The sequence below is a fragment of the Halopenitus sp. H-Gu1 genome, from assembly GCF_041821145.1.
GTDB lineage: Archaea > Halobacteriota > Halobacteria > Halobacteriales > Haloferacaceae > Halopenitus.
Window position 1 is genome coordinate 12,366 of the sequence record NZ_JBGUBC010000022.1, and the last position, 21,194, is coordinate 33,559.

The 21,194-nt window shown below is 63.2% G+C and carries 21 protein-coding genes; 13 read left to right on the forward strand and 8 right to left on the reverse strand.

Features of this window, described 5'->3' with window-relative positions:
- Positions 1–164 precede the first annotated feature (164 nt).
- The gene (locus ACERIT_RS13440; protein WP_373675374.1) at positions 165–716 is read left to right on the forward strand and encodes a DUF5813 family protein; all 552 of its coding nucleotides are present in this window, start codon (positions 165–167) and stop codon (positions 714–716) included.
- Between the two features lie 240 nt (positions 717–956).
- Here the strand turns inward: ACERIT_RS13440 and ACERIT_RS13445 are convergent, their stop codons facing one another.
- From ACERIT_RS13445 to ACERIT_RS13455, 3 genes are all read right to left on the reverse strand, one after another.
- Positions 957–1,190, reverse strand: coding sequence for an Lrp/AsnC family transcriptional regulator (locus ACERIT_RS13445; RefSeq protein ID WP_373675375.1), 234 nt, complete (start codon positions 1,188–1,190; stop codon positions 957–959).
- Entirely contained in the window at positions 1,187–1,882 is a 696-nt protein-coding gene (locus tag ACERIT_RS13450) for a TrkA family potassium uptake protein (RefSeq protein WP_373675376.1), read from the reverse strand. The genes ACERIT_RS13445 and ACERIT_RS13450 overlap by 4 nt, the downstream gene beginning before the upstream one ends.
- Positions 1,883–1,982: 100 nt before the next feature.
- A complete protein-coding gene (locus ACERIT_RS13455; protein ID WP_373675377.1) occupies positions 1,983–3,263 on the reverse strand; it encodes an RNA-guided endonuclease InsQ/TnpB family protein in 1,281 nt (426 codons plus the stop codon).
- Positions 3,264–3,448: 185 nt separating this feature from the next.
- Here ACERIT_RS13455 and ACERIT_RS13460 point away from each other — a divergent pair, with 185 nt between their 5' ends.
- Complete coding sequence (locus ACERIT_RS13460; RefSeq protein WP_373675378.1) at positions 3,449–3,685, forward strand: Lrp/AsnC ligand binding domain-containing protein; 237 nt, start codon at positions 3,449–3,451, stop codon at positions 3,683–3,685.
- Between the two features lie 100 nt (positions 3,686–3,785).
- The gene (locus ACERIT_RS13465; RefSeq protein WP_373675379.1) at positions 3,786–4,106 is read left to right on the forward strand and encodes a hypothetical protein; all 321 of its coding nucleotides are present in this window, start codon (positions 3,786–3,788) and stop codon (positions 4,104–4,106) included.
- Positions 4,107–4,116: 10 nt separating this feature from the next.
- Here ACERIT_RS13465 and tmk read toward each other — a convergent pair whose 3' ends face one another.
- Positions 4,117–4,710, reverse strand: a complete 594-nt coding sequence (tmk, locus tag ACERIT_RS13470; protein WP_373675380.1) for a dTMP kinase — start codon at positions 4,708–4,710, stop codon at positions 4,117–4,119.
- 80 nt (positions 4,711–4,790) lie between these two features.
- Here tmk and ACERIT_RS13475 point away from each other — a divergent pair, with 80 nt between their 5' ends.
- The 5 genes from ACERIT_RS13475 to ACERIT_RS13495 all read left to right on the forward strand — a co-directional run bounded on the left by ACERIT_RS13475 (position 4,791) and on the right by ACERIT_RS13495 (position 10,102).
- Positions 4,791–5,708 (forward strand): complex I NDUFA9 subunit family protein, encoded by a 918-nt coding sequence (locus ACERIT_RS13475; protein WP_373675381.1) that lies wholly within the window; start codon positions 4,791–4,793, stop codon positions 5,706–5,708.
- Between the two features lie 346 nt (positions 5,709–6,054).
- On the forward strand, positions 6,055–7,233 hold the full coding sequence (locus ACERIT_RS13480; RefSeq protein WP_373675382.1) for a tubulin/FtsZ family protein: 1,179 nt from the start codon (positions 6,055–6,057) through the stop codon (positions 7,231–7,233).
- Between the two features lie 21 nt (positions 7,234–7,254).
- The gene (cofC, locus tag ACERIT_RS13485) at positions 7,255–7,929 is read left to right on the forward strand and encodes a 2-phospho-L-lactate guanylyltransferase (RefSeq protein ID WP_373675383.1); all 675 of its coding nucleotides are present in this window, start codon (positions 7,255–7,257) and stop codon (positions 7,927–7,929) included.
- Positions 7,930–8,004: 75 nt separating this feature from the next.
- Positions 8,005–9,156 (forward strand): 7,8-didemethyl-8-hydroxy-5-deazariboflavin synthase subunit CofG, encoded by a 1,152-nt coding sequence (gene cofG, locus ACERIT_RS13490; protein ID WP_373675384.1) that lies wholly within the window; start codon positions 8,005–8,007, stop codon positions 9,154–9,156.
- A gap of 76 nt (positions 9,157–9,232) precedes the next feature.
- Positions 9,233–10,102 (forward strand): mechanosensitive ion channel family protein, encoded by an 870-nt coding sequence (locus ACERIT_RS13495; protein WP_373675385.1) that lies wholly within the window; start codon positions 9,233–9,235, stop codon positions 10,100–10,102.
- Positions 10,103–10,170: 68 nt separating this feature from the next.
- On the opposite strand, the gene ACERIT_RS13500 is transcribed toward ACERIT_RS13495, so the two are convergent.
- Together ACERIT_RS13500 and ACERIT_RS13505 are read right to left on the reverse strand one after the other, a co-directional pair.
- A complete protein-coding gene (locus ACERIT_RS13500) occupies positions 10,171–10,530 on the reverse strand; it encodes a hypothetical protein (RefSeq protein ID WP_373675386.1) in 360 nt (119 codons plus the stop codon).
- Positions 10,531–10,647: 117 nt separating this feature from the next.
- On the reverse strand, positions 10,648–12,582 hold the full coding sequence (locus tag ACERIT_RS13505) for an aldehyde ferredoxin oxidoreductase family protein (RefSeq protein WP_373675387.1): 1,935 nt from the start codon (positions 12,580–12,582) through the stop codon (positions 10,648–10,650).
- A gap of 390 nt (positions 12,583–12,972) precedes the next feature.
- Between ACERIT_RS13505 and ACERIT_RS13510 the strand changes: the two genes are divergently transcribed.
- Positions 12,973–13,785, forward strand: a complete 813-nt coding sequence (locus ACERIT_RS13510; protein ID WP_373675388.1) for a DICT sensory domain-containing protein — start codon at positions 12,973–12,975, stop codon at positions 13,783–13,785.
- Positions 13,786–13,840: 55 nt separating this feature from the next.
- Here the strand turns inward: ACERIT_RS13510 and ACERIT_RS13515 are convergent, their stop codons facing one another.
- Complete coding sequence (locus tag ACERIT_RS13515) at positions 13,841–14,185, reverse strand: DUF5802 family protein (RefSeq protein ID WP_373675389.1); 345 nt, start codon at positions 14,183–14,185, stop codon at positions 13,841–13,843.
- 162 nt (positions 14,186–14,347) lie between these two features.
- On the reverse strand, positions 14,348–14,647 hold the full coding sequence (locus ACERIT_RS13520; protein WP_373675390.1) for a PadR family transcriptional regulator: 300 nt from the start codon (positions 14,645–14,647) through the stop codon (positions 14,348–14,350).
- 178 nt (positions 14,648–14,825) lie between these two features.
- Here ACERIT_RS13520 and ACERIT_RS13525 point away from each other — a divergent pair, with 178 nt between their 5' ends.
- The 4 genes from ACERIT_RS13525 (at position 14,826) to ACERIT_RS13540 (ending at position 21,084) form a co-directional block, all read left to right on the forward strand.
- Positions 14,826–17,174 (forward strand): DEAD/DEAH box helicase, encoded by a 2,349-nt coding sequence (locus ACERIT_RS13525; RefSeq protein ID WP_373675391.1) that lies wholly within the window; start codon positions 14,826–14,828, stop codon positions 17,172–17,174.
- Between the two features lie 165 nt (positions 17,175–17,339).
- Positions 17,340–18,194, forward strand: a complete 855-nt coding sequence (locus ACERIT_RS13530; RefSeq protein WP_373675392.1) for a topoisomerase DNA-binding C4 zinc finger domain-containing protein — start codon at positions 17,340–17,342, stop codon at positions 18,192–18,194.
- A 53-nt stretch (positions 18,195–18,247) separates the two neighbouring features.
- Positions 18,248–19,405: a tRNA-intron lyase gene (endA, locus tag ACERIT_RS13535; protein ID WP_373675393.1), complete on the forward strand. Its 1,158-nt coding sequence runs from the start codon at positions 18,248–18,250 to the stop codon at positions 19,403–19,405.
- Positions 19,402–21,084 carry a tryptophan--tRNA ligase gene (locus tag ACERIT_RS13540; protein WP_373675394.1) on the forward strand — a complete coding sequence of 561 codons (1,683 nt, stop codon included), beginning with the start codon at positions 19,402–19,404 and terminating at the stop codon, positions 21,082–21,084. Before endA ends, ACERIT_RS13540 begins: the two co-directional genes overlap by 4 nt.
- The last annotated feature ends 110 nt before the right edge of the window (positions 21,085–21,194 follow it).

The following is a 21,194-nucleotide window of genomic DNA, read 5'->3' on the forward strand; positions in this document are numbered from 1 at the left end:
TCCCGGTATCCCGATTTCACCGACCGTATGCGGTGTCGTGTGTTCCAAATCCATTCGTTGACCGGCGCGTCCGTGACCGGCCCGATCGCCGCTCGGCACCCTCTCGACGCCGGGTCGAGTGGCGTGGACAACGGCCTTTTGCCCGTTCGTGGCCTCCGATCGGTATGGATGAGCTATCGAGTCGGATCCGGCGTGCCTTCGATGCGAGCGGAGCCTTCGAGCAGGTCGATGAAACGACGTGGCAATCGACGACCACGGCCTTCGAGGGTCGAATCGAGGTAAATCCGGAAGCCGTCGACGATTCGAATTCCGAGGCGGATGTTCCGGATCGCTCCGACGCCGATCGGCCTGTCCGGATCGAGTTTGACGTGACCGTGATCGTCCCGATGCTCGACGCCGTGACCGACAACCACGTCGCCGACGTCGTTGAGGACGGTTGGTTCGATACGTTCAAACGACGAGTCGCCGACGTCTCCGGCATCACGAGACGATCGCGGGAGCTGGGTCCGACGGTCCGCCGCGAAGGAAACGAAATCGTCGTAACGACGTCCCTCACCGACGTGAACCCTGAACGCGGCATCAAGGACGCCAAAGCGTTCATCGATTTCGTCGAGGGAACGTACGTGCAGGGGATCATTCCCGGGTACGACTACGTCGATCCCGTCGCCGGGATCCTCTCGCGGGCCCGCCGACAGGGCACTGCCGGCGACGTCTGACTTACGCTCCTCGTTTCGTTCCGTACCGTTCGGTTCCGTTCTGTTCTGCACCGTCGGTTCCCTTCAGCGTCAAGTTCGCTGAATACGGCCGTCTCTCGGCTGGCGAACAGGTGGCAATGCGAACCCGGACGGAGCGCCACACGACCGTCTCGTCCGATCCGGGACGACTCTCAGAACACGAGGGCGCTGGTTCGGTATCGGATATAAACGATCGGGGGGAGGGGGCGATCGCTGATCGAGTTAGTCCATCGCCACGTACGTCCGAGTTGTCTCGATGCCGTCAAGTGCCTGGATCGATGTCGCCGCCACGTCCTTGACGTCCGCGGGCGTCTCGACGGAGAGCCTGACGATGAAGTCGACGTCGCCGGCGACGATGCTCACCCGCTCGACTCCGTCGATCGCAGACATCTGTTGTTTTAGCCGGTCCGCTTCCCCCGTGTTGGCTTTGACCATCACGTAGGCGGTGACGCTCATCGGCCCTCTCCCGTTGCTGCCGTAGTCGTCGATTCGATGTCGCCGACGAGCAGTTGCCGGACGTCATCGAGCACGGAGTGGTCCGACAGGATGGCAAGCCGGTCGCCGGCCTCCAGCGTGTCGTCCGGGAGGGGAATTCCGAGTTGGTCGCCCTCCTTGCCGAACGCCAGAATGCGGGACGCCGCTGGAAGCGCGACCTCCGACATCGTATATCCCCGCATCGGAGATTTCGGAGTAATAGTGACGAGCAGGATCTGCAGGTTTTGAGCGACGTCGGCGATCGCCTGGATGTTACCGCCCAAAAGCGCGTTCTTTGCGGCGATCGCACCGAGACGTTCCGGGTACACGACCTCGTCGACCTCGTCAGCGTACTTCCGGTAGATCTCCTCGCGGTAGTCCTCGTCGATGCGCATCACCGTTCGACAACCGTGGTGTTTCGCGATCATGCAGGCGGCGAAGTTGACGTTGAGATCTCCCGTGAGCGCACCCACGGCGTTCGCGGAATCGATCCCAGCCGCCTCGAGGACGTCCTCTCTCCCTCCGTCACCTTCGACGACCTCGAATCCCGCCTCGCGGGCACGTTGGGCCTTCTCGGGATCGCGTTCAACGACGACGACCGTGTGCCCTTCCTCGGCTAACACGCGAGCCGTCCGACGCCCGACACGGCCCCACCCAATGTTAACAAACCTCATACAAGATCGTATAGACGGCTCGTAGAATAACCTTACTCCCGTTGACCTCCTCCCCGCGCTGAAGCGCGAGGATTCCCGACCGCCGTTGGGATATTGTGGTTTACGACGAGACCCGTTCTTGAGGTGCGAATACACCAGTTTCTTTGTCAAACAGGAACGTCGATGGCTGTGCCAACCAGCCGTTACTCCTATCTCCCCTGTCAGAGGCGAGACTCGGAGGTACTTTCTTTCGAATGTTCTCCGCGCCGTTCACATCTGCATTCGCCACTGTACCGCAGTTATCGCACACATACAGCCCCCGTTCAACACGGTTCGCGTCACTCGTTCGTCCACAGCACGAGCACGACTTGGACGTCTCCTCCTCAGACACTTCTTCGACACTGATACCCTCCATCTCGGCCTTGTAGGTTAACAGGTCTGTGAACCGGTCGAATGCCCACGAGTGAAGGTCAAGGTTCCCGTGTTTCCCCCAGTCCTTCGACTCGCTGTTCTCCTCATCCTCACGAATACCGGAGAGATCGCCAATCATGATTGTTCCAACATCGTCGTCCACACACCGCTGAACGATATGTTTTGAGAGCGTATGGAAATAGTGGGCACGGCGAGCCGACTTTGTCTGGTTCAAGCGGGCCGCTTGCTCCGAGTTTGAATCATCACACTCGGCGATCCGCTTGCTGAAGTAGTAGTCGTCCTCCTTCAGGCAGTTGAGTGGGTAAAGTTCGGCGTGGCCGCCCTCGTATGCGAGTGCGGCGAAGTTAGTGATGCCGAGATCAACGCCCACGGTCTTCTTACCGGGGGCTTCGGACACGTCGATTTCGACCTTGCACACGAAGTGCAGCTCCCACCCATCACCCGTCCAACCAGCTCGCACTTGTTGGACGCTCTCTACGGCAGAGAGATCAACATCGGGGCGAGTCTGGTATTCACAAAGGGTGAAATCTGACCAGTACTTCTTCAGATTCGAGCCTTTGGAGAGCCGGACTCGATTATACTTGGTGTCGAGTTTGAAGCCAGCGGCTTTGAACGTCACCGTCGAACGCGGATGTTCATCGCCGTGTTTGCGGTAGCCGGGCGGGTTCGCTCTCATATCTCCGTTGCGTCGTTTGCCGTACCAGCCGTTGAACGCTTCAGCGAGTTCTTGAAGGACTCGCTGACTTGACTGCGAATGCAGGTCATCATAGCGTTCGTGGTTCTTGAGGTAGGCGGTGAGTTCGTCGTGATTTGGAATATGGTCGATTTTATCCCAGATTCGACTGCATGTCCACCGGCCGACGTTCCAGAGTTTTGAGGCTGCGAACCCGAGGGCGTCAAGGTCGTCTTGCACCCGCGACTGATTCCGAATGGAAGCAGTGTAGGTGCGTGTGACGACCTGTTTTGCCATATGTAACCTATGTAGACAATTTTACTTGAAGGTGGGGATTCCAGCGTGGAATATCCAGTTGGGACATCGAACGCTGTGTTGTGAAGGGTTATGTCGGATTCATCCCCGCCCTAAAGGGACGGGGCTTTCTCCTTGAACTCCCGGTAAGGGCGAAGGTTTTTGCAGTCCATGGTGTATGGTAACATATGGTGCGAGCATACGTGCTTCTCAAAGCGGAGGTGGGAGAGGCCGCCACTCTCGCGGAGACGAGCCGATCGATCGACGCGGTGGAGACGGCACACGTCATTGCCGGGGATTGGGACGTGATCGTCGAGATCGAGGCCCCCGAGGTCTACGACGTTCTCTCGACGACGGCGACAGAGATGCAGGACCTCTCGAACGTCCTCGACACCAAGACGTACGTCTCGATCGACGAGGAGTGAACGTTCCACATGGCAGGAACGACGGCCCGATCCGGTTGGTCGTCGTTGTGGTTGCCGCCCGAGCCGATAGACGAAAAAGCCCGCGGCCGCTATGTCCGATATGGCCTCGATCGTCGGCGTGCTCGCCTTTCTCGTGGTGTTGGGGATCCACACGCTTCTGGCGGCGGTGATAACTCGATATCTCCGATTGCGCCTTTCGACCATTTGGGGAACCGCGATCTACGTCGCGTTTCTCGTTCCGGTCGTCCTTTTGATCTCGACGCTCGTGTTCAGCGGTCCGTTGGGGATCGGCGTGGATCTGGGGACGCCGACGGCCGTTCTCGCGGTGATGATCCTGCTTCCGGGCACGCTCGGGGTGGCGATCGACGTTCTTTACGTCGAACATCCCGACGAGTACGACCTTCCCGAACCGACCGAGTGATACGGCCGGTTCACTCCCCGGCGTGGAGCCGATCGTCGATCGTCGACTCCACGCGTTCGAGGACGATTTCGGGCGATCGCGTGGCGTCGATGCGGACGAATCGATCGGGGTGATCCTCCATCAGTCGTTCGTAGTTCGCCCGGACTTCGGAGAGATATTCTCGCCGCTCGAACTTGTTCGTCGAACCGGAACGCGCCGCCGCGCGCTCGGCATCGAGATCGAGATAGATCGTGAGATCGGGGACGCGAGTGAACGGCTCGTGGATCGATCGAACGTACTCCATCGGTCGGTCGATCCGGGTTTCACGGAGCGTCGCGCCTTGATAGGCGTATCGCGAGTCGCTGTAGCGATCCGAGACCACGAGTCGCCCGTCATCGAGCGCCGGTTCGATCGTCTCGGAGAGGTGGTTCGCGTGGTCTGCGGTGTACAAGAAGAGCTCCGCGATCGGATCGGCGTCGTCATCTCCGATCGATCGGTAGACCGCGTCACCGTACCACGAGTCCGTCGGCTCGCGGGTGAACACCGCGTCGGGATACGACGGCTGGAGGGCCTCCCAGACGGTGGTCTTTCCGCTCCCGTCGAGTCCCTCAAGGGTAACGAGCATGCCTCCCGCTGGGCAGCGCAGTCACATAATCGAACTGGATCTCGCGGTAGTTTTAGGTGGATTCTGCCCCAATGGTCGCTATGGAAATCCTCGTAGCCGGCGGGACGGGATTCATCGGATCGTATTTGTGCCGTGAACTCGCCGACCGGGGCCACGAAATAACTGCACTTTCACGTTCGCCGGACGACGCTTTCGAGGACGTGGAATCGGTCGAGACCGTGGTCGGGGACGTTACCGCCTTCGACTCCATCGTGAATACGTTCGACGGTCACGACGCCGTCGTGAATCTCGTCGCGCTCTCGCCGCTTTTCGAACCCTCGGGGGGGAACGAGCTCCACGATACGGTCCACCGCGGCGGGACGGAGAACCTGGTTGCCGCCGCCGAGGACGGCGACATCGACCGCTTTCTCCAGTTGAGTGCGCTCGGTGCGGACCCGAACGGGGAGACGCATTACATTCGCGCGAAGGGACGTGCAGAGCGAATCGTTCGCCAGGGGGACGTCGCCGAGACGATCGTCCGTCCCTCCGTGGTTTTCGGCGAAGGCGGTGAGTTCGTCGAGTTCACGAAGCGGCTGAAGTCGTGGTTCGCTCCCGCCCTTCCGATCTACCCGCTTCCCGGCGGCGGTCGTCAAACCCGGTTCCAGCCCATCCACGTCGCTGATCTCGTTGACATCCTCGCGACGGCCATCGAGGACCCTGATCACGCCGGCGAGACCTACGAGCTTGGCGGTCCCGAGACGCTCACGCTCCGGGAGGTCACGGAACTCGTCTACGCGGCCGAGGGACGAAACATCCGCATCGTCCCGCTCCCGATGCCGCTCGCGAAGATCGGCCTCACCGGGTTGAGCGTGATACCCGGGTTCCCGATGGGACCCGATCAGTATCGATCGTTGACCTTCGATAACACGACGGACGAAAACGACATCGACGCCTTCGGCATCTCCGAGGACGAACTCACGACCTTCGAGGAATACCTGACTCGTTCGGTGGACGCCTAGGCTTCGGCTCATGGGATCGATTCTTTAGGCTTCGGCTCACGGGATCGATTCTTTAGGCTTCGGCTCACGGGATCGATCCTTCCCGCATCGCGCGCGCGCGTCAGACAACTATCGGGTCGATCGGTCCCCAAGTGGCGCGTGTGACGTGATACCATCCTCCAGATATACCTCCAACGTCGACGGGCGGACGGGAGACGATCGACGCAACGGTCGAGTTCATCGTCCAGGAACGACTCGCAGTCGGCCGATTTCCCGTTCGCAATCGCGATTCGGACGATCTCACCCATCACAAGGCTTATATTCACCATGGTACTGTTCTTTTTTCAAACACCGACTGGGGGATTCCATGAAATTGGCAATGATCGGCTTCGGACAAGCGGGGGGAAAGGTCGTCGACAAGTTTCTCGAGTACGACAAACGGACCGGTTCCGAGATCGTCAAGGCCGCGGCCGCGGTGAATACGGCAAAGGCTGACCTGATGGGTCTCGAACACGTTTCCGAGGAACAGCGGGTGCTCATCGGGCAATCCCGAGTCAAGGGCCACGGCGTCGGCGCGGACAACGAACTCGGCGCGGAGATCGCCGAGGAGGACATCGACGAGGTTCAGGGAGCGATCGATTCGATTCCCGTCCACGAAGTGGACGCGTTCCTCGTCGTCGCTGGACTCGGCGGCGGAACGGGGTCCGGCGGCGCGCCGGTGCTCGCGAAACACCTCAAGCGTATTTACACCGAACCGGTCTACGGGATCGGGATCCTGCCCGGGAGCGACGAGGGCGGGATCTACACGCTGAATGCGGCGCGGTCGTTCCAGACCTTCGTCCGCGAAGTGGACAACCTCCTGGTCTTCGACAACGACGCCTGGCGAAAGACCGGCGAGTCAGTTCAGGGCGGCTACGAGCAGATCAACGAGGAGATCGTCCGCCGGTTCGGCATCCTCTTTGGGGCCGGAGAGGTTCAGCCGGGCCAAGAGGTCGCAGAAAGCGTCGTCGACTCCTCGGAGATCATCAACACGCTCGCGGGCGGCGGCGTCTCGACGGTCGGCTATGCCGAAGAGGAGGTCGAGGAAACGAGCTCGGGCGGGCTCCTCTCTCGGCTCCGCGGCGAGGAGGGAGCGGATGAACTGGACACCGCCCACACGACCAACCGCATCACGAGTTTGGTCCGGAAGGCCGCACTCGGCCGGTTGACGCTCCCCTGTGATATCGAGGGCGCAGAACGAGCGCTACTCGTGCTTGCCGGACCGCCGGAGTACCTCAACCGCAAGGGAATAGAACGCGGCCGCAAATGGCTCGAGGAGCAGACCGGATCGATGGAAGTCCGCGGTGGCGATTACCCCTACCAGGGCTCCGGTTTCGTCGCCTCCGTGATCCTGCTTGCGGGCGTCACGAACGTCCCGCGCATCAAGGAACTCCAGCAAGTCGCCATCGAGGCCCAGGACAACCTCGCAGAGATCCGCGAGGAAAGCGAGGAGAACCTCGAGGAACTCGTCGACGACGGCCAGGACGAACTCGAATCGCTGTTTTGATCGGTCACCCAGTTTCCAGTGATGGATGTCATCGTTCCGTTCGCCACCCGTAACCCGAAGACTCGTCTTTCCGACGTCCTCGATCGCCGCGAGCGGAACGCGTTCGCCCGGGCGATGCTCGCGGACGTGTTGGAGGCGATCGATGCCGCCGGCGGGACTCCCCACGTGCTTGCGACGCGACCGCTCGATCGGGACCTCGATATCGATCGCGGCTCGTTCCCCCCGATCGACGCCGAGACGATCGTCGACGATCGTGATCTGACGACCGCGGTGAACGCCACACTTGCGGCGTCGTTCGAGGAATCAACCGCGTTCGGCCCGCCGCTTGCGGTCGTGATGAGCGACCTGCCGCTTGCGACGCCCACGAGCCTTCGGACGCTTCTTGAGACGAAGGGCGAGGTCGTTCTGGCACCGGGACGCGCCGGGGGTACAAACGCGATCGTCGTTCGCCACCCGTCGTTTCGGGTCGACTATCACGGGGCGTCGATCCGCGATCATCGACGGGCCGCCCGTTCGATCGACGCCGATCTCGTCGAGATAGACTCCCGTCAGTTGGCAAGTGACGTCGACGATCCGGACGACCTCGTCGAGGTGCTCGTCCACGGCGACGGGAGATCGCGTGATTGGCTCGTCGACGCCGGGTTCGAACTCGCCGTCGACGATGGGTCCGTCGAGGTCGTCCGCAACGACGGGTGACGACGACTTCACGGGTGCGGATGACCGGGCGTTTGGAGTGATACGTTTTTGAGGGTCGACCGACGATGGGGAGGCGTGTTCCCCGCGACCGAGCGGTACGACCTCGACGTCGAGCCCGACCCCGAGGCGGTCGACCGCCTGCTCTCGGTGACGCCCGCCGACGTCGAGCCGTCCGAGACGCTCACGTTCTCGCGAAACGTCTTCATTCCGCTTACCACCGCCTGTCGATACACCTGTACCTACTGTACCTACTACGACGTCCCCGGCGAGGCGAGCCTTCTGTCCCCCGAGGAGGTGCGAAAGCGATGTCGGATCGGCGCGGACGCCGGCTGTACGGAGGCGCTTTTTACCTTCGGCGACGCACCCGATGATCGGTATACGGCCATCCACGAGCAGCTTTCGGAGTGGGGTCACGATTCGATCCTCGGATACCTGCGGGAGGCGTGTACGATCGCCCTCTCGGAGGGACTGTTGCCGCACTCGAATCCCGGTGATCTCGTGGAGTCGGACTTCGAGCGCCTCCGTGAGGTCAACGCCTCAATGGGCGTGATGATCGAGACGACCGCCGACGTCGACGCCCACGCGGGCACTCGTCGAAAGACCCCGGGACAGCGACTCAACACGCTTCGGGCGGCCGGTCGTCGAAACGTCCCCTTCACGACCGGCATCCTCGTCGGGATCGGCGAGACGTGGCGTGATCGCGCCGAAAGCCTGCTTGCGATCCGCGAACTCCACGAGCGACACGGACACGTTCAGGAAGTGATCATTCAGAACGTCGTCGAGAACGAGCGGTCGAATTTCGAGAGCCCCGACCTCGAATCGATGCGCCGGGTCGTCGCGATGGCGCGAGCGGCGCTCCCCCAGGAGGTGTCGATACAGGTTCCGCCGAACCTCTCGCCGGCCGTCGATCTCGTCGACTGCGGGATCGACGATCTCGGCGGCGTCTCGCCGGTCACTGATGACTACATCAACCCCGACTACGAGTGGCCGGGACTCGAGGAGCTTCGTGCCGTGGCCGACGCCGGTGGGATGTCCCTTCACGAGCGGCTCCCCGTTCACGACCGATATCTTCCGGACGGGATCCGCAGATCGGGAGTGGCTCCCGCGACGTCGCCCCCCGACCGCGAGTGGATCGCAGCGCCGATCCGCGACCGGATCCTGGAGGCGGACGTCCACGGCCGAAGACTCCGTCAAGTCGCTCGACGCGAGGGACCGCTCGAAGCCTGACGGGCCGTCGCGACGCTCGTCGTCACCGATACGTCTGCCAGTACTTTCTTTATAAACGCGTCCGAACCGATCCTCCATGACCGTCCCACTGCAAGCGGATCCGATCGTGAACGCGATCGACATCGCCGGGATCGGGGTCTCGATAGCCTCGTTCGTCGTTGGATTCGTCGTGGTTTATCTGTTCGGCCGGCTCGTGTTCGTCCCCGGGGTTCGTCGGATGCTCGACGCAAAGGGGTTTGATCGGGCTGTCGAGAGCCTCGCCGAGAGCGTCGCGAACGCGGTCGTCTGGATCGGTGCGCTGGCGATCGGCTTGACGGTAGCGGGGTTCGGAACGTTCCTGTCGGCGTTCGCCGTCTTCGGGAGCGCGATCGCGCTCGCCGTGGGATTCGCCGCACAGGATCTGCTCGGAAACTTCGTTGCCGGCGTGTTCATTCTCAAGGACAAACCGTTCGAGGTGGGCGATTGGATCGAGTGGAACGGTCGAAGCGGCCGCGTCGAGGACATCGACCTTCGAGTCTCGCGCGTCCGGACTTTCAATAACGAACGGGTTACCGTCCCGAACGGGGAACTCGCCAACAACGCCGTCACGAATCCCGTTGCCTACGAGACGCTCAGACAGACGTTCCTCTTCGGGATCGGCTACGACAACGACATCGACCGGGCGACGGATGTCATTCTCGAGGCGGCCGAGGCGCACGACGGGATCCTCGACGATCCCGGTCCCTCGGTTCGGCTCGTCGAACTCGGTGACTCGGACGTTGGCCTCCAGTCACGCTGGTGGATCGAGGACCCGGAACGGGGTGATTTCGTTCGGATCCGCTCCGAATACGTCCAGACGGTCAAAGAGCGGTTCGACGAGGCGGGTATCGACATCCCCTACGTCCACCGCGAGTTGACCGGCAGCGTCGAGACGGTCGAAGCCGTCGCCGGCTCCGAGGACGCCTGATCCGGTCGTCGGCCCTCGCTCGTCGTTCAGAACTTGCTTCCTTCGTTCGTCGTCCAGCCGTGTCGTCCTCACTCCCTGAGTAGTCCGATCACGGCCACGATCGCGCCTGCGAGGAGCGCGATCGCGATCACGATACGACCGGTCAGGATGCTGCGTGCCGCGGCGATCACGTATCGGACCGCGAACAACCCGACCACGATCGGACCGACCACGGCGGCTCCCTGTAGGATCGATCGAGGTGTTCGATGAAGCTCGGGGAGCATGCGGGACGCGAGTAGTCCCGCAAGCAGCCCCACGAGGATCCCGACAGGAAGACCGACCAGGACGGAGAAGGCGATTCGAGACTCGAGGGCCGCCGTGATCGCGCCGGCGACGACCAGAAACGTGGTCACGGATATCCCGACGGCGACGAGACGGTGATCGAACATACTATGCTCTCTCGGGGATCCGATAAATAGGTTCGTGCCGGTAGGGCCGTCCGATCACGCCCCTCGACGGAACGCCGGGGGGACGGTGGCTGCCGCGCTGCCGCGGCGTCGGCCGACTCAGTCGTCGGCGGGTGCCGCGCCCTCGCCGGCGGAGACGCCGGTTCCGGGTCCGACGTCGATGTCGAGTTCGTCGAGTTTCTCGTCCGGGACGATGCCGTCGACCCAGCCGCGAGCCTCGTAGTACTCGGCCTTCATCTCCTCGAGTTCACACAGCTCGCCCTCGCTTGCGCCCTGGCCGGGAATGGCGTCCGGATGGCCATCGAGGAACCGGTTCGGTAGGGAGTCGTCCTCGCCGTCGAGGCCCGCGAGGTTGTTGTAGTAGCGCTCGAGGTTGTAGACACGCTCGCCGGCCGCAAACAGGTCCTCCTCGGAGGCGTCCCGTCCGGTGATTCCGTTGTACTGGAGCACGTACTCCTCGATCCCTTCGGCAAACGCGTTGAACTTGCAGATGTCGAAGGAATCTGAGATCGCGTGCAGGTCCTGGAAGGTGGCAGTGAGTTCGCCTTTCCCCTCCCACTCGTAGGGATCGACCTTCTCCGGAATGCCGAGAATCTCGGCGGCCGGCGTGTACCCACGGAGGTGGCACGCGCCCCGGTTTGAGGTCGCGTAGGCGATTCCCATCCCCTTCATACAGCGGGGATCGTAGGCGGGGATCGTCTGGCCTTTAACCGACAGCTTGTTGTCGTGTGCGCCGACCTCGTCGGCGACGCGTTCGGCTCCTTCCGCGAGCAGGTCGCCGAGTTCGCCGTCACGGTTGCCGATGTCGGTGATGAGGTCGATCATCGTCTCGGAGTCGCCCCACTCGAGGCCGTCGCCGTAGCCGTCGAGTTTGCCCTGTTCGGACATCTCCATGGCCATGGCCATCATGTTCCCGACCTCGATGGTATCGACGCCGACGTCGTTACACCGGTCGATCATCAAAGCGACATCGTCACGCTCGGTGTGTCCGGAGTTCGGGCCGAGTGCGAAGGCCGACTCGTACTCGTAGGACTCCATCCGCACGTTCATCTCCTCGCCTTTGTGCATCGTCTGTACCTCGACCTCTTTTTTGCAGGCGACGGGACAGGAGTGGCACGTCGGCTCGTCGACGAGGATGTTCTCACGGACGTTCTCGCCGGAGATGTGCTCGGCTTCGATGTCCACGCCTTCCGCGTCCTCGTAGCTTCGCGTGGACGTGTATTTTCCGTTCTTCGTCGGCAGGCCGTCCATCTCCTCCGTGATGTTCATCAGGACGTTGGTCCCGTACACGGAGAGGCCGCCCTCGTTGGGAGCAGTCACGTCGGATTCCTGGATGACCTGCATCGACTGCTGATGGCCCTCCTGGAACGTCTCGGGATCCGCGGGCGCAGGCATGTCCGTGCCGGATTTGACGACGACTGCCTTGACGTTCTTGTTGCCCATCACGCAGCCGGTTCCGCCACGGCCGGAGGCTCGGTCGTCCTCGTTGATGACGCAGGCGTAGCGGACGCCGTTCTCGCCGGCCGGCCCGATCGCCATCACCGAGACGTTCTTGCCGACCGTTCCATCGACCTCCTCGCCGAGGGTGTCGACCGTCTCGCGGACGCCGAGCCCCCACAGGTGGGAGGCGTCTCGAACCTCGACATCGCCGTCCTCGACGACGAGGTAGACGGGATCATCGCTTTCACCGTCGAGCAGGATGCCGTCGAGGCCGGCCCATTTGAGGCGCGCGCCCGACCAGCCGCCGTGATGGGAATCGGTCACCGTCCCCGTGAGCGGGGACTTCGTCACGAGCGCGATCCGACCACTCATGACGGCCTGCGTGCCCGTGAGCGGTCCGGTCATGAACGCGAGCCGGTTTTCGGGACCATCCGGGTCGATATCCGGTCCCTTCTCGAAGACGTATTTGACGCCGAGTCCTCGGGCGCCGATGTACTTTTTCGCATCCTCGTCGTCGATCCCTCGGTAGGAGACGTCACCGTCGCCGAGGTCGATCTGTGCTACCCGGTCGCGATATCCGCCGAAGTCGGTCATGTAATGGTCGTTCCTTATATTGGGACTGCAGGCTGTTAGATGTTCACACGAGAACGTAATCGAATATGGTTTCACACACGACATTGCCGTTTCGGTGGAACCGTGTCGGTCTGACTCGAACGAACGGACCGTTCGATCCGATCGGCGGCGGTGTGGACCGTCCGCGTCGTCGATCGGCAGCCCGCAGGAGGCAAGGCGGTATTCCCGGACGGATAGCCAGGATCCGAGCGTGCGGCGCGTTCAAGTGACGGCACCGATCGGCAGTCGAGTTCCTCACCCCTAGTTGACACGACGTCCGTATCCGACGTAAACGGCTTCGTAAGCGTCGATCGGGGCGGTGGCTGTTCCCGGGGAGGTGCGCTTTTGTATCCGGACGACGGTGTTCGGGTGATGGCTGACTCGCTGCGTGCGTTTCTCGACCGACTCCACGATCCCGAACGCTCGCTCGTGGTCCTCGATCGATCCTCGCCCGAGGCGACGTGGGGACTCCTGGAGGATCTCCTCGCAAACCAGCCGATTTCGGTGACCGAATCGATCGATCTGAACGACGAGTCGGCGGACGACGAACCGGAGAACAACGAACTAGAGATCGATGAACCGGAGGACGACGTCGTGCTGCTCCTCGAGGACGACCGCGTTCTGGCGCGTTCGACGATGGACGAGTTGCTCTCGTCCATCCTCCTCATCAACTCCGATCTCTACATGACGGGGAGTAGATCCCTCTCGGAGATCGATCTTCCCGAGGTGATCGAGCGACTCGACGACATCCCGTTTCGCCTTCGCGGGTACCCCGACTCGAACAAGGAGAAGCTTCTGCTGATCACGGTGTCGCGCATGATCGAGCGGACGGCTGCCGAAACGGGCTCGGGCACTCTCCGATCGTCATTCCAGCGACTCTCGCGGATCGAGGACGAACGAGGCACACGCGACGTCTATGAGACGGTCAGTCACAGCGGAGCCGACGTCCACGTCTACGGGATTCCCGATTGGGACCCCTCGCCGGAGATGCCGGTGACCGTTCACGGTGGGACTACCGAGGAGTATCGTCGATCCTGGTTCGTCGTGTTCACGCCAGAGGATCCGGGAGCCGACCACGTCGGGCTGCTCGCGCTGGAGGACGACCGAAACGTCTGGGACGGGTTTTGGACCTATCGTGCTGATCTCGTTCGGGAGCTTGACGCCTACATCGAGACCGCTCTGTAGGACCTCCGATCGTCTCGAGGAACGAAAGTCGATCGCCGCGACTCCGATCCGCCGGTCACACTCCCGTCGACGGCGCCCAGCCCTCCCACTTCAGGAGGTCTGCCGCGCGATCGGCGTCCGCAAGCAGCACGTTCTTTCGGGAGGGAACCGTCTCGTCGGCGAGCTCGTCCGGGATCGCGAGCGTCCCGCTTGGTATTCCCTCGTCGCCGTCGACGGGGATATGCCCAGTGTCGATCTTCATCACGAGCGGCGCGTCGAGTCGATCGATGCCATCCTCGCTCGCATAGAGCTGCTCGTTGACGCGCTCGTGGTCCGCACGCTGGATGAGCGCACGGTCGCAATCGTGCGGTTCCACGTATAGTTCTCCCAGGTAGTAGCTGCTTGAGAATCGTTCGAACATTCTGTGCATGTTACCAATGCACATGGTAACTGATAAGCTTTGTCGCCAACGTTTATGTCGACCACTGTTCGAGCGCTCTACCGTTCCGCCGTCCGTCTTCGTCCTCTCTCCACCATCGGCTCCGTCTTTGTCACTCCGTCTCCAGTACCTCCCTCGCCTCGATCAGTCCTCTTCACCCTCCGTACCGCTCTCGATCCGATCGGTGAACCATTCGTAGTGATCGAGGAGTGCCTGCTCTCCCGCCTCGGTGAGCCGGTAGACGTCCGCGATCCCCTCGGTGTGGGATTCGACGTGGCCGGCCTCCTCGAGCGCCGCGATCATCGCGTGAAACGATTGGGGGTCGATCCGCTCGTCGTAGTGGTTCGTGAGGCGGTTTTTCAGGCGCTGTGCCCGCAGTTCGTCCGCTTCATACAGGAGTGTACAGACGTCGCGGCGACGACCGCTGTGGAGCCACTTGGACATACCGGCACTTCGCGGCCGGACGTATATCGGTTGAGACTACGACCGACCGTCGGAGACGGGTACATGCGGGAGGAAACGAACGGAGAACTGTGGTCGACTGCCGGGAGGAGAAACGCCTTTCCCCGCGAGGCTCCCGAACCTAGACAATGCGTGGGAGGTCGTCCCGCGGTGGGACACGATGAAGGTCGCCGAAGCGGTCCCGGAGTTCGCCGACGCGTTCGGCTTCGAGGAGTTCAACCGGATGCAACGGGAGACGTTGCCCGCGCTGCTCGATACGACGGCGAACGTCGTCGCGAGCGCGCCGACCGGCTCCGGCAAGACCGCGCTGGCCGAGTTGGCCATCTGCAAGACCCTCGCCTCCGGCGGAACGGCGCTTTTCGTCGCGCCGCTTCGCGCGCTCACTAACGAGAAGGAGAGCGAATGGGAGCGCTTCGAGGATCTGGGCTACTCCGTCTACGTCGTCTCCGGCGAGCGTGATCTGAACCCCAGACGAGCCGAACGCGCGGACGTCATCGTGATCACACCCGAGAAGGCCGATTCGGCGACGCGAAAACACGAGTCGGCCCGCTACTCGTTCATCGCCGATGTCGACTGCGTGCTCATCGATGAGGTGCATCTTCTCGACTCCGATCGCCGCGGCGGCGTCCTGGAGGTCGTCGTCTCCCGGCTGCGTCGGATCTGTGACCCGCGGATCGTCGCCCTCTCGGCAACGATGTCGAACGTCGAGGACGTGGCTGACTGGCTCGATGCGCCGCCGGAGGCGACGTTCGAGTTCGACGACGAGTATCGTCCCGTCGAGTTGGAGACCGGCGTCAAGACCTACTCCCACGGTGACAACGCCTTCGCGGACAAATACCGACGTCTCTACCGGGCGATCGATCTGGCGGAACCACACGTCCGCGAGGACGGGCAGGCGCTCGTGTTCGTCTCCTCCAGACAGGACACGGTGCAGGCGGCAAAAAAGACCCGCGACGTTCTGGCGGAACGTGACGTGCCCATCGGCGCCCGCGGCGAGTACGATTTCCACACCGAGGCGAGCGAGCTCACGAACGACACGCTCCGTCAGTCGGTACTCGATGGAGTCGGATTCCACCACGCCGGACTCGGCAAGGACGACCGTGACCGCGTCGAGAAGTGGTTCCGAGAGGGACTGATCTCGATCCTCTTTTCGACCTCGACGCTGGCGTGGGGAGTGAATCTCCCTGCCCGCTGTGTCGTTATCCGCGACACAAAATACCACGATCCTCTTGAGGGTGAAACTGACGTCTCTCCGCTTGACGTGCTCCAGATGCTTGGACGGGCGGGACGCCCCGGATACGACGACATCGGCTACGGCTGGGTCGTCTGTGACCGCGAGGACGCCGACCGCTACCGCCGCCTGCTGCGCGAGGGCAAACCGATCGAATCGCGGCTCGCCGAGGAGCTTCCTTCCCATCTCAACGCCGAGATCGCGATGGGGACGATCCGCGATCTCGACGACGTGATGGAGTGGATCGGAACGACGTTCTATCACGTCCGCGCGCGATCGAATCCGGAAGCGTACGGCTTCGATTCGATCCGCGATCGGGTCCGGAACACTCTCGAAACGCTCGTCGAGGACGGGTTCGTCGAGACCGACGCGGATCTGGGGATCGAGCCCACTGCCGTCGGCCGTCTCACCTCGAAGTATTACCTCCGTCTCGATACTGCGAGACGGTTTCACCGGCTCGCGGAACGCGATTCGCTTTCGGTCGAGTCGATCCTGGAGGCCGTTGCGGCCGCCGGTGAGTTCGATTCAGTCTCCGCACGCTCGGCGGAGGCGGACGCGATCGATCGGATCTTCGATGCGGCCGATCTCGAGACGAATCTCGAGGAGGGCCACCGGAAGGTGTTCGCCATCTGTGCGGCGAGCATGGACGATTCGGTCCCCTCGGATCTCCGGTCGGACGCCTGGGTGATCCGCCAGAATGCGCTCCGGCTGATCGCCGCGTTGACCGAGTTCCTCGATCGGTTCGCCGGCCCGCGGGCGGCCAACCTCGCGTGCCGCGTGGAGGCGCGACTCGAACACGGCGTTCCCCGCGACGCGATCGGGTTCACGGCGATCGAGGGGATCGGCGCCAACCGCGCACGGCGGCTTTCCGACGCCGGCTTTGACTCTCCCGCGGCGATCGCGGACGCGGACTCGACCGCACTCGAAGAGGCGGGACTGAGCGAGGGCGTGGTGAGTCGGATCGTCGAGGCAGCCGCCGACCTCCCTCGGATCGACGTCGAGTGGAATTCATTCCCCGAGACGGTGGCCGTCGGCGAGAACGACCTTCGGGAGGTGACGATCCACAACCGCGGCGGCGGTGCCCGTACCGGGATCCGGGTAACCGTCAACGATGTCGAGATGAACCGGAAGACGGTCTATCTCGACGGGGAGACGACCGTTCCGGTCGGGATCTTCGGCCCGCCCGAGGCCGATGAATTGACCTTTACCCTGGAGATCACCTTCCCCGATCGGCCGCTTTTCCCGGTGTGTTCGGTCCGGTCCGTCGACGTGCAGTGACGTCCTTGTTGCCGTCCACGCTCCCGATCATGGCCGACGGTTCCGGTCGTGATCGACGACTCCGATCACGGTCGACGAGTCCAATCATAGTCGACGAGTCCGACTAGGGCCCACGATCGTCCGGCGGGCGAGGGTTCAAATTGGATGCCGGGACCAACCGGTCGTATGCCATCACGACTCCGCGTTCTGGCCGGCGACTGTACCACGACTCTGGACGGCTCTCACGAGGAACACACGCGCGGCCGCGTCGTCGTCATCATCAAGCCCGACAACACGACGCTCGTTCACGACGCCGACGGCTATCAGCCGGTTGAATGGCTTACCCGTCCCGAATCGGTGACCGTCGAGTCCGATTCAAGCGGATTCACCGTCACCGCCCGCGACGGCGACCGGACGCTCCGGGTGATCGCTCACGAGGCTACGGCGGCACGCGACGTCCCGGTCACGGCGGGTGGAACGCCGGTCGGCGACTGTCCGGATTGCGAATCACCGCTCGTGCGATCTGCCGGCACGGTCGTCTGTATGGGCTGTGAGTCCCGATACGGTCTCCCGACCGATGCGACCGTCACCGAACGGACCTGTACGGACTGTGGACTTCCCCTCCTTCGCGTTGAGCGCGGGGAGGTCCTTTCGGTCTGTCTGGACGTCTACTGTGATTCCCTCGCCGACGCCGTTTCCGAGCGATTCGATCGCCTCTGGTCGTGCCCCGATTGCGGGTCGGACCTCCGGGTCCAGCAAGCAACGGGCCGGGTGTTCCTCGGATGCTCGGAGTATCCCGACTGTGAAACGACGTTCTCGTTTCCCTCGGGCGTCGTCGTCGACGACTGTCCGTGTGGCCTCCCCGTCTTCGAGACGGCGGCTGATCGGCGGTGTCTCGACGGTACCTGCGACCAGTGGGGCGTGAACGGACCGCGACCGACGGCGGACGATCGCTCCGTCGACGATGAGCGTTCGGTGAGGAATGGTGAATCCACCGAATCCGGGCCTCGTTCGGCATCCTCCCGGCCGAACGACCCTTGATCGTGGGATCGCGGACCGCAACCCGTTTACGGCCGCCGCGTCGCCCTACAGCCATGCAACCGGAAGGGGTCCTCCGTGCGGACGGCGTCCACGTGGGCGGCGACGCCCGCCAGCGGTTCTACGACTCGCGGGGGTACGGTCGGCCGATTAACGGCAACGAAATACTGGTCACCTATCTGGAGGCCGCACACCTCCTGTTCCGTGGCGACCTCGCCGCCGTCTCCGTCGACGGCGACACGCTTGGGTTCGAGTCCTTTTTCGTCCATGCGGCGGGGACGGTCGACCGATTCGCGGTTCGGTTTCTCGTCTACGCTGACCTTCGCGATCGCGGATTCTACCTCTCGCCGACGCGGGAGGGGTGGCCCGGCGATCGGCATCTCGACGGTGAGGATGCCGACTTCGTCGTCTACGAACGTGGCGCGAGCCCGCCGGACGGGCCGATCGCATACCGGCTTCGCGTCGTCGGCGAACGGGAATCGATCCCGGTCGAGGGGCTCGCCGGCACGACGCTTGCGATCGTCGACGAGGAGAGCGATCTCACGTACTTCGAGGCGACCGCGGTCGATCCCGATGGCAGTACGCGATACGACCCGCCGGCGGAACTCTCCGGCGTCCTGCTTGAGGACCGCGTCATGGTGTGGGACGCGCCGGAGGCGCTGTATGAACGCGGCTTCTACGGGCGACCGCTCTCCGGCAGGGCGTCGACGCTCGAAAGCGCGATACAGTTGTCACTTCTGGAGGCCGCCTTCCTCGCCGAACACGGAGCATTGCGTCTGCAGGAGGCGGTCCCAGTGGAGAGCGATGCGCAGGGAGAGGCCAGGGGAGGAGACGGTGACGCCACGGACGATGCCGCCGTCGACGGTGATCGTGTCGACGCGGCCCAAGCGATCCGCGAGCGCGGCCGTGACGTCGAGGGTTCGCGTTTCGACGGACGGCTCAACGTGTACGCGGACCTTCGCGAGCGTTCGATCGTTCCGAAGACCGGATTCAAGTTCGGGGCCGACTTCCGGACCTACCTTGACGTGGAGACGGTGGCGGATCTCCCACACTCCGAACACCTCATTCGGGTCCTTGATCCGGACCACGTCTTCGTCCCCCGTGAGCTGTCACTCGACGTGCGGCTCGCCGGTGGCGTCCGCAAGCGAATGGTTTTTGCGCTGACCGACGCGAGTTCTATCAACTACCTTTCGGTAGCTCGACTCACGCCATGACCGACCACGACCATACTCCACGCGAGGCCGCCACTGACGCCGACGCGATCGACGCGGATGCGATCGACGGTGGCCGCGCGCCCGCGACTGACGGTGGGACCGACACAGCAGCCGGCGCCGACGACGTGGAGCTCGATCCGTGGGGCTCGGCGACGGTCGACGACTATCGGAAGCTCTTCGAGGAGTTCGGGATCGAGGAGTTCGAGGAGATCCTCCCGGACGTCCCGCATCCCCACTACCTGATGCGCCGCGGCGTCATCTTTGGCCACCGCGAGTACGATGCCGTCGCGGAAGCGATGGCGAACGACGAGCCGTTCGCGGCCCTTTCGGGCTTCATGCCGACCGGGGATCCACACATCGGCCACAAGCTCGTCTTCGACGAGATAATCTGGCACCAGCGTCAGGGCGGCGACGCGTTCGGGCTGATCGCCGACCTCGAGGCGCATTCCGCGCGCGGACTTTCCTGGGAGGAGATCGACGAGCACGCACGAAGCTACGTCCTCTCGCTGCTCGCGCTCGGATTTGACCCCGATGAGGGGACGATCTATCGCCAGTCGGACAACCGCGAGGTCCAGGACCTCGCGTTCGAACTCGGAGCAAAGGCGAATTTCTCGGAGCTACAGGCGCTCTACGGCTTCGACGGGGAGACGAACGTCTCGCATATGCAGTCGACGATCACGCAGATGGCCGACATCCTCTATCCGCAACTGGTCGACGAGCCGAAGCCGACAGTCGTTCCCGTCGGTCCCGACCAGGATCCACACCTCCGACTGTCGCGCGATCTGGCGGTTCGAATGCGATATTTCAAGGTCACCGAGGCGTTCGCCAGCTTCGAACTCGAGGATGACGAGCGCCAGCTCGTTCGGGCGGCCTACGATGCGCTCGCGGCGTCCGACTCCGGTTCCGACACGGACGGGGACGCCGCCGTTTCCGAGGCGGACGGGAGCCCGATCCGATGTGAGACGGCCGCCGACTGGCTCGAGACCTACGATCCTCCGGCCGATCTCGCGACTGCCCGGGCGTCGGCCATCGAGACGCTTCGTGCCGCCGGGAAGGAACCGATTCGGCCGCGTGTTCGGTTCCTCGATCGGAACGCGACCGACGAGGCCTTCGAGGACCTCATCGAGCGGATCAACGGCGAAAAGCGCGTGTTCGAGGGCCACATCGACGCCTTCGATCTGGGGCGGACGGCAGCCGAGGAACTCGCCAGGACGGTCGAACTCGATCACGGTGGATTCGGTTTCCGACAGCCCTCCTCCATCTATCACCGATTCATGTCGGGACTCACCGGCGGAAAGATGTCCTCCTCGGTTCCCGCGAGCCATATCTCGCTGCTCGACGACCCCGATGACGGCCGCGCGAAGGTGCAAGCGGCGACGACCGGGGGTCGATCGACTGCCGAAAAACAGCGGGAGCTCGGCGGCAAACCGGATGAATGTCCGGTCTACGAGCTGTACGCCTACCTGCTGGCCGGCGACGACGACGATCTGGCGCGGACCGTCCATGACGAATGTCTCGGCGGGGACCGACTCTGTGGGGGATGTAAGGATCAGGCCGCCGAGTTGATGGCCCAGTTCCTCGCCGACCACCAGGAGAAACGCGAGGAGGCAGCCGAATTGCTCGAGGATCTGGACATCGACTTCGATTCCGATCGTCGCGGGACCGGCGGCGAACACTAATCCCTGCCTCGGATCCGTTCGACTCGAACGTGGTCGAGAAGAGTACGTTCTCGTCGTCCCGCTTGTCGTTGGTTCTCGTCGACTCGTTCTCGTCGTCCCGTTCTCCCCGG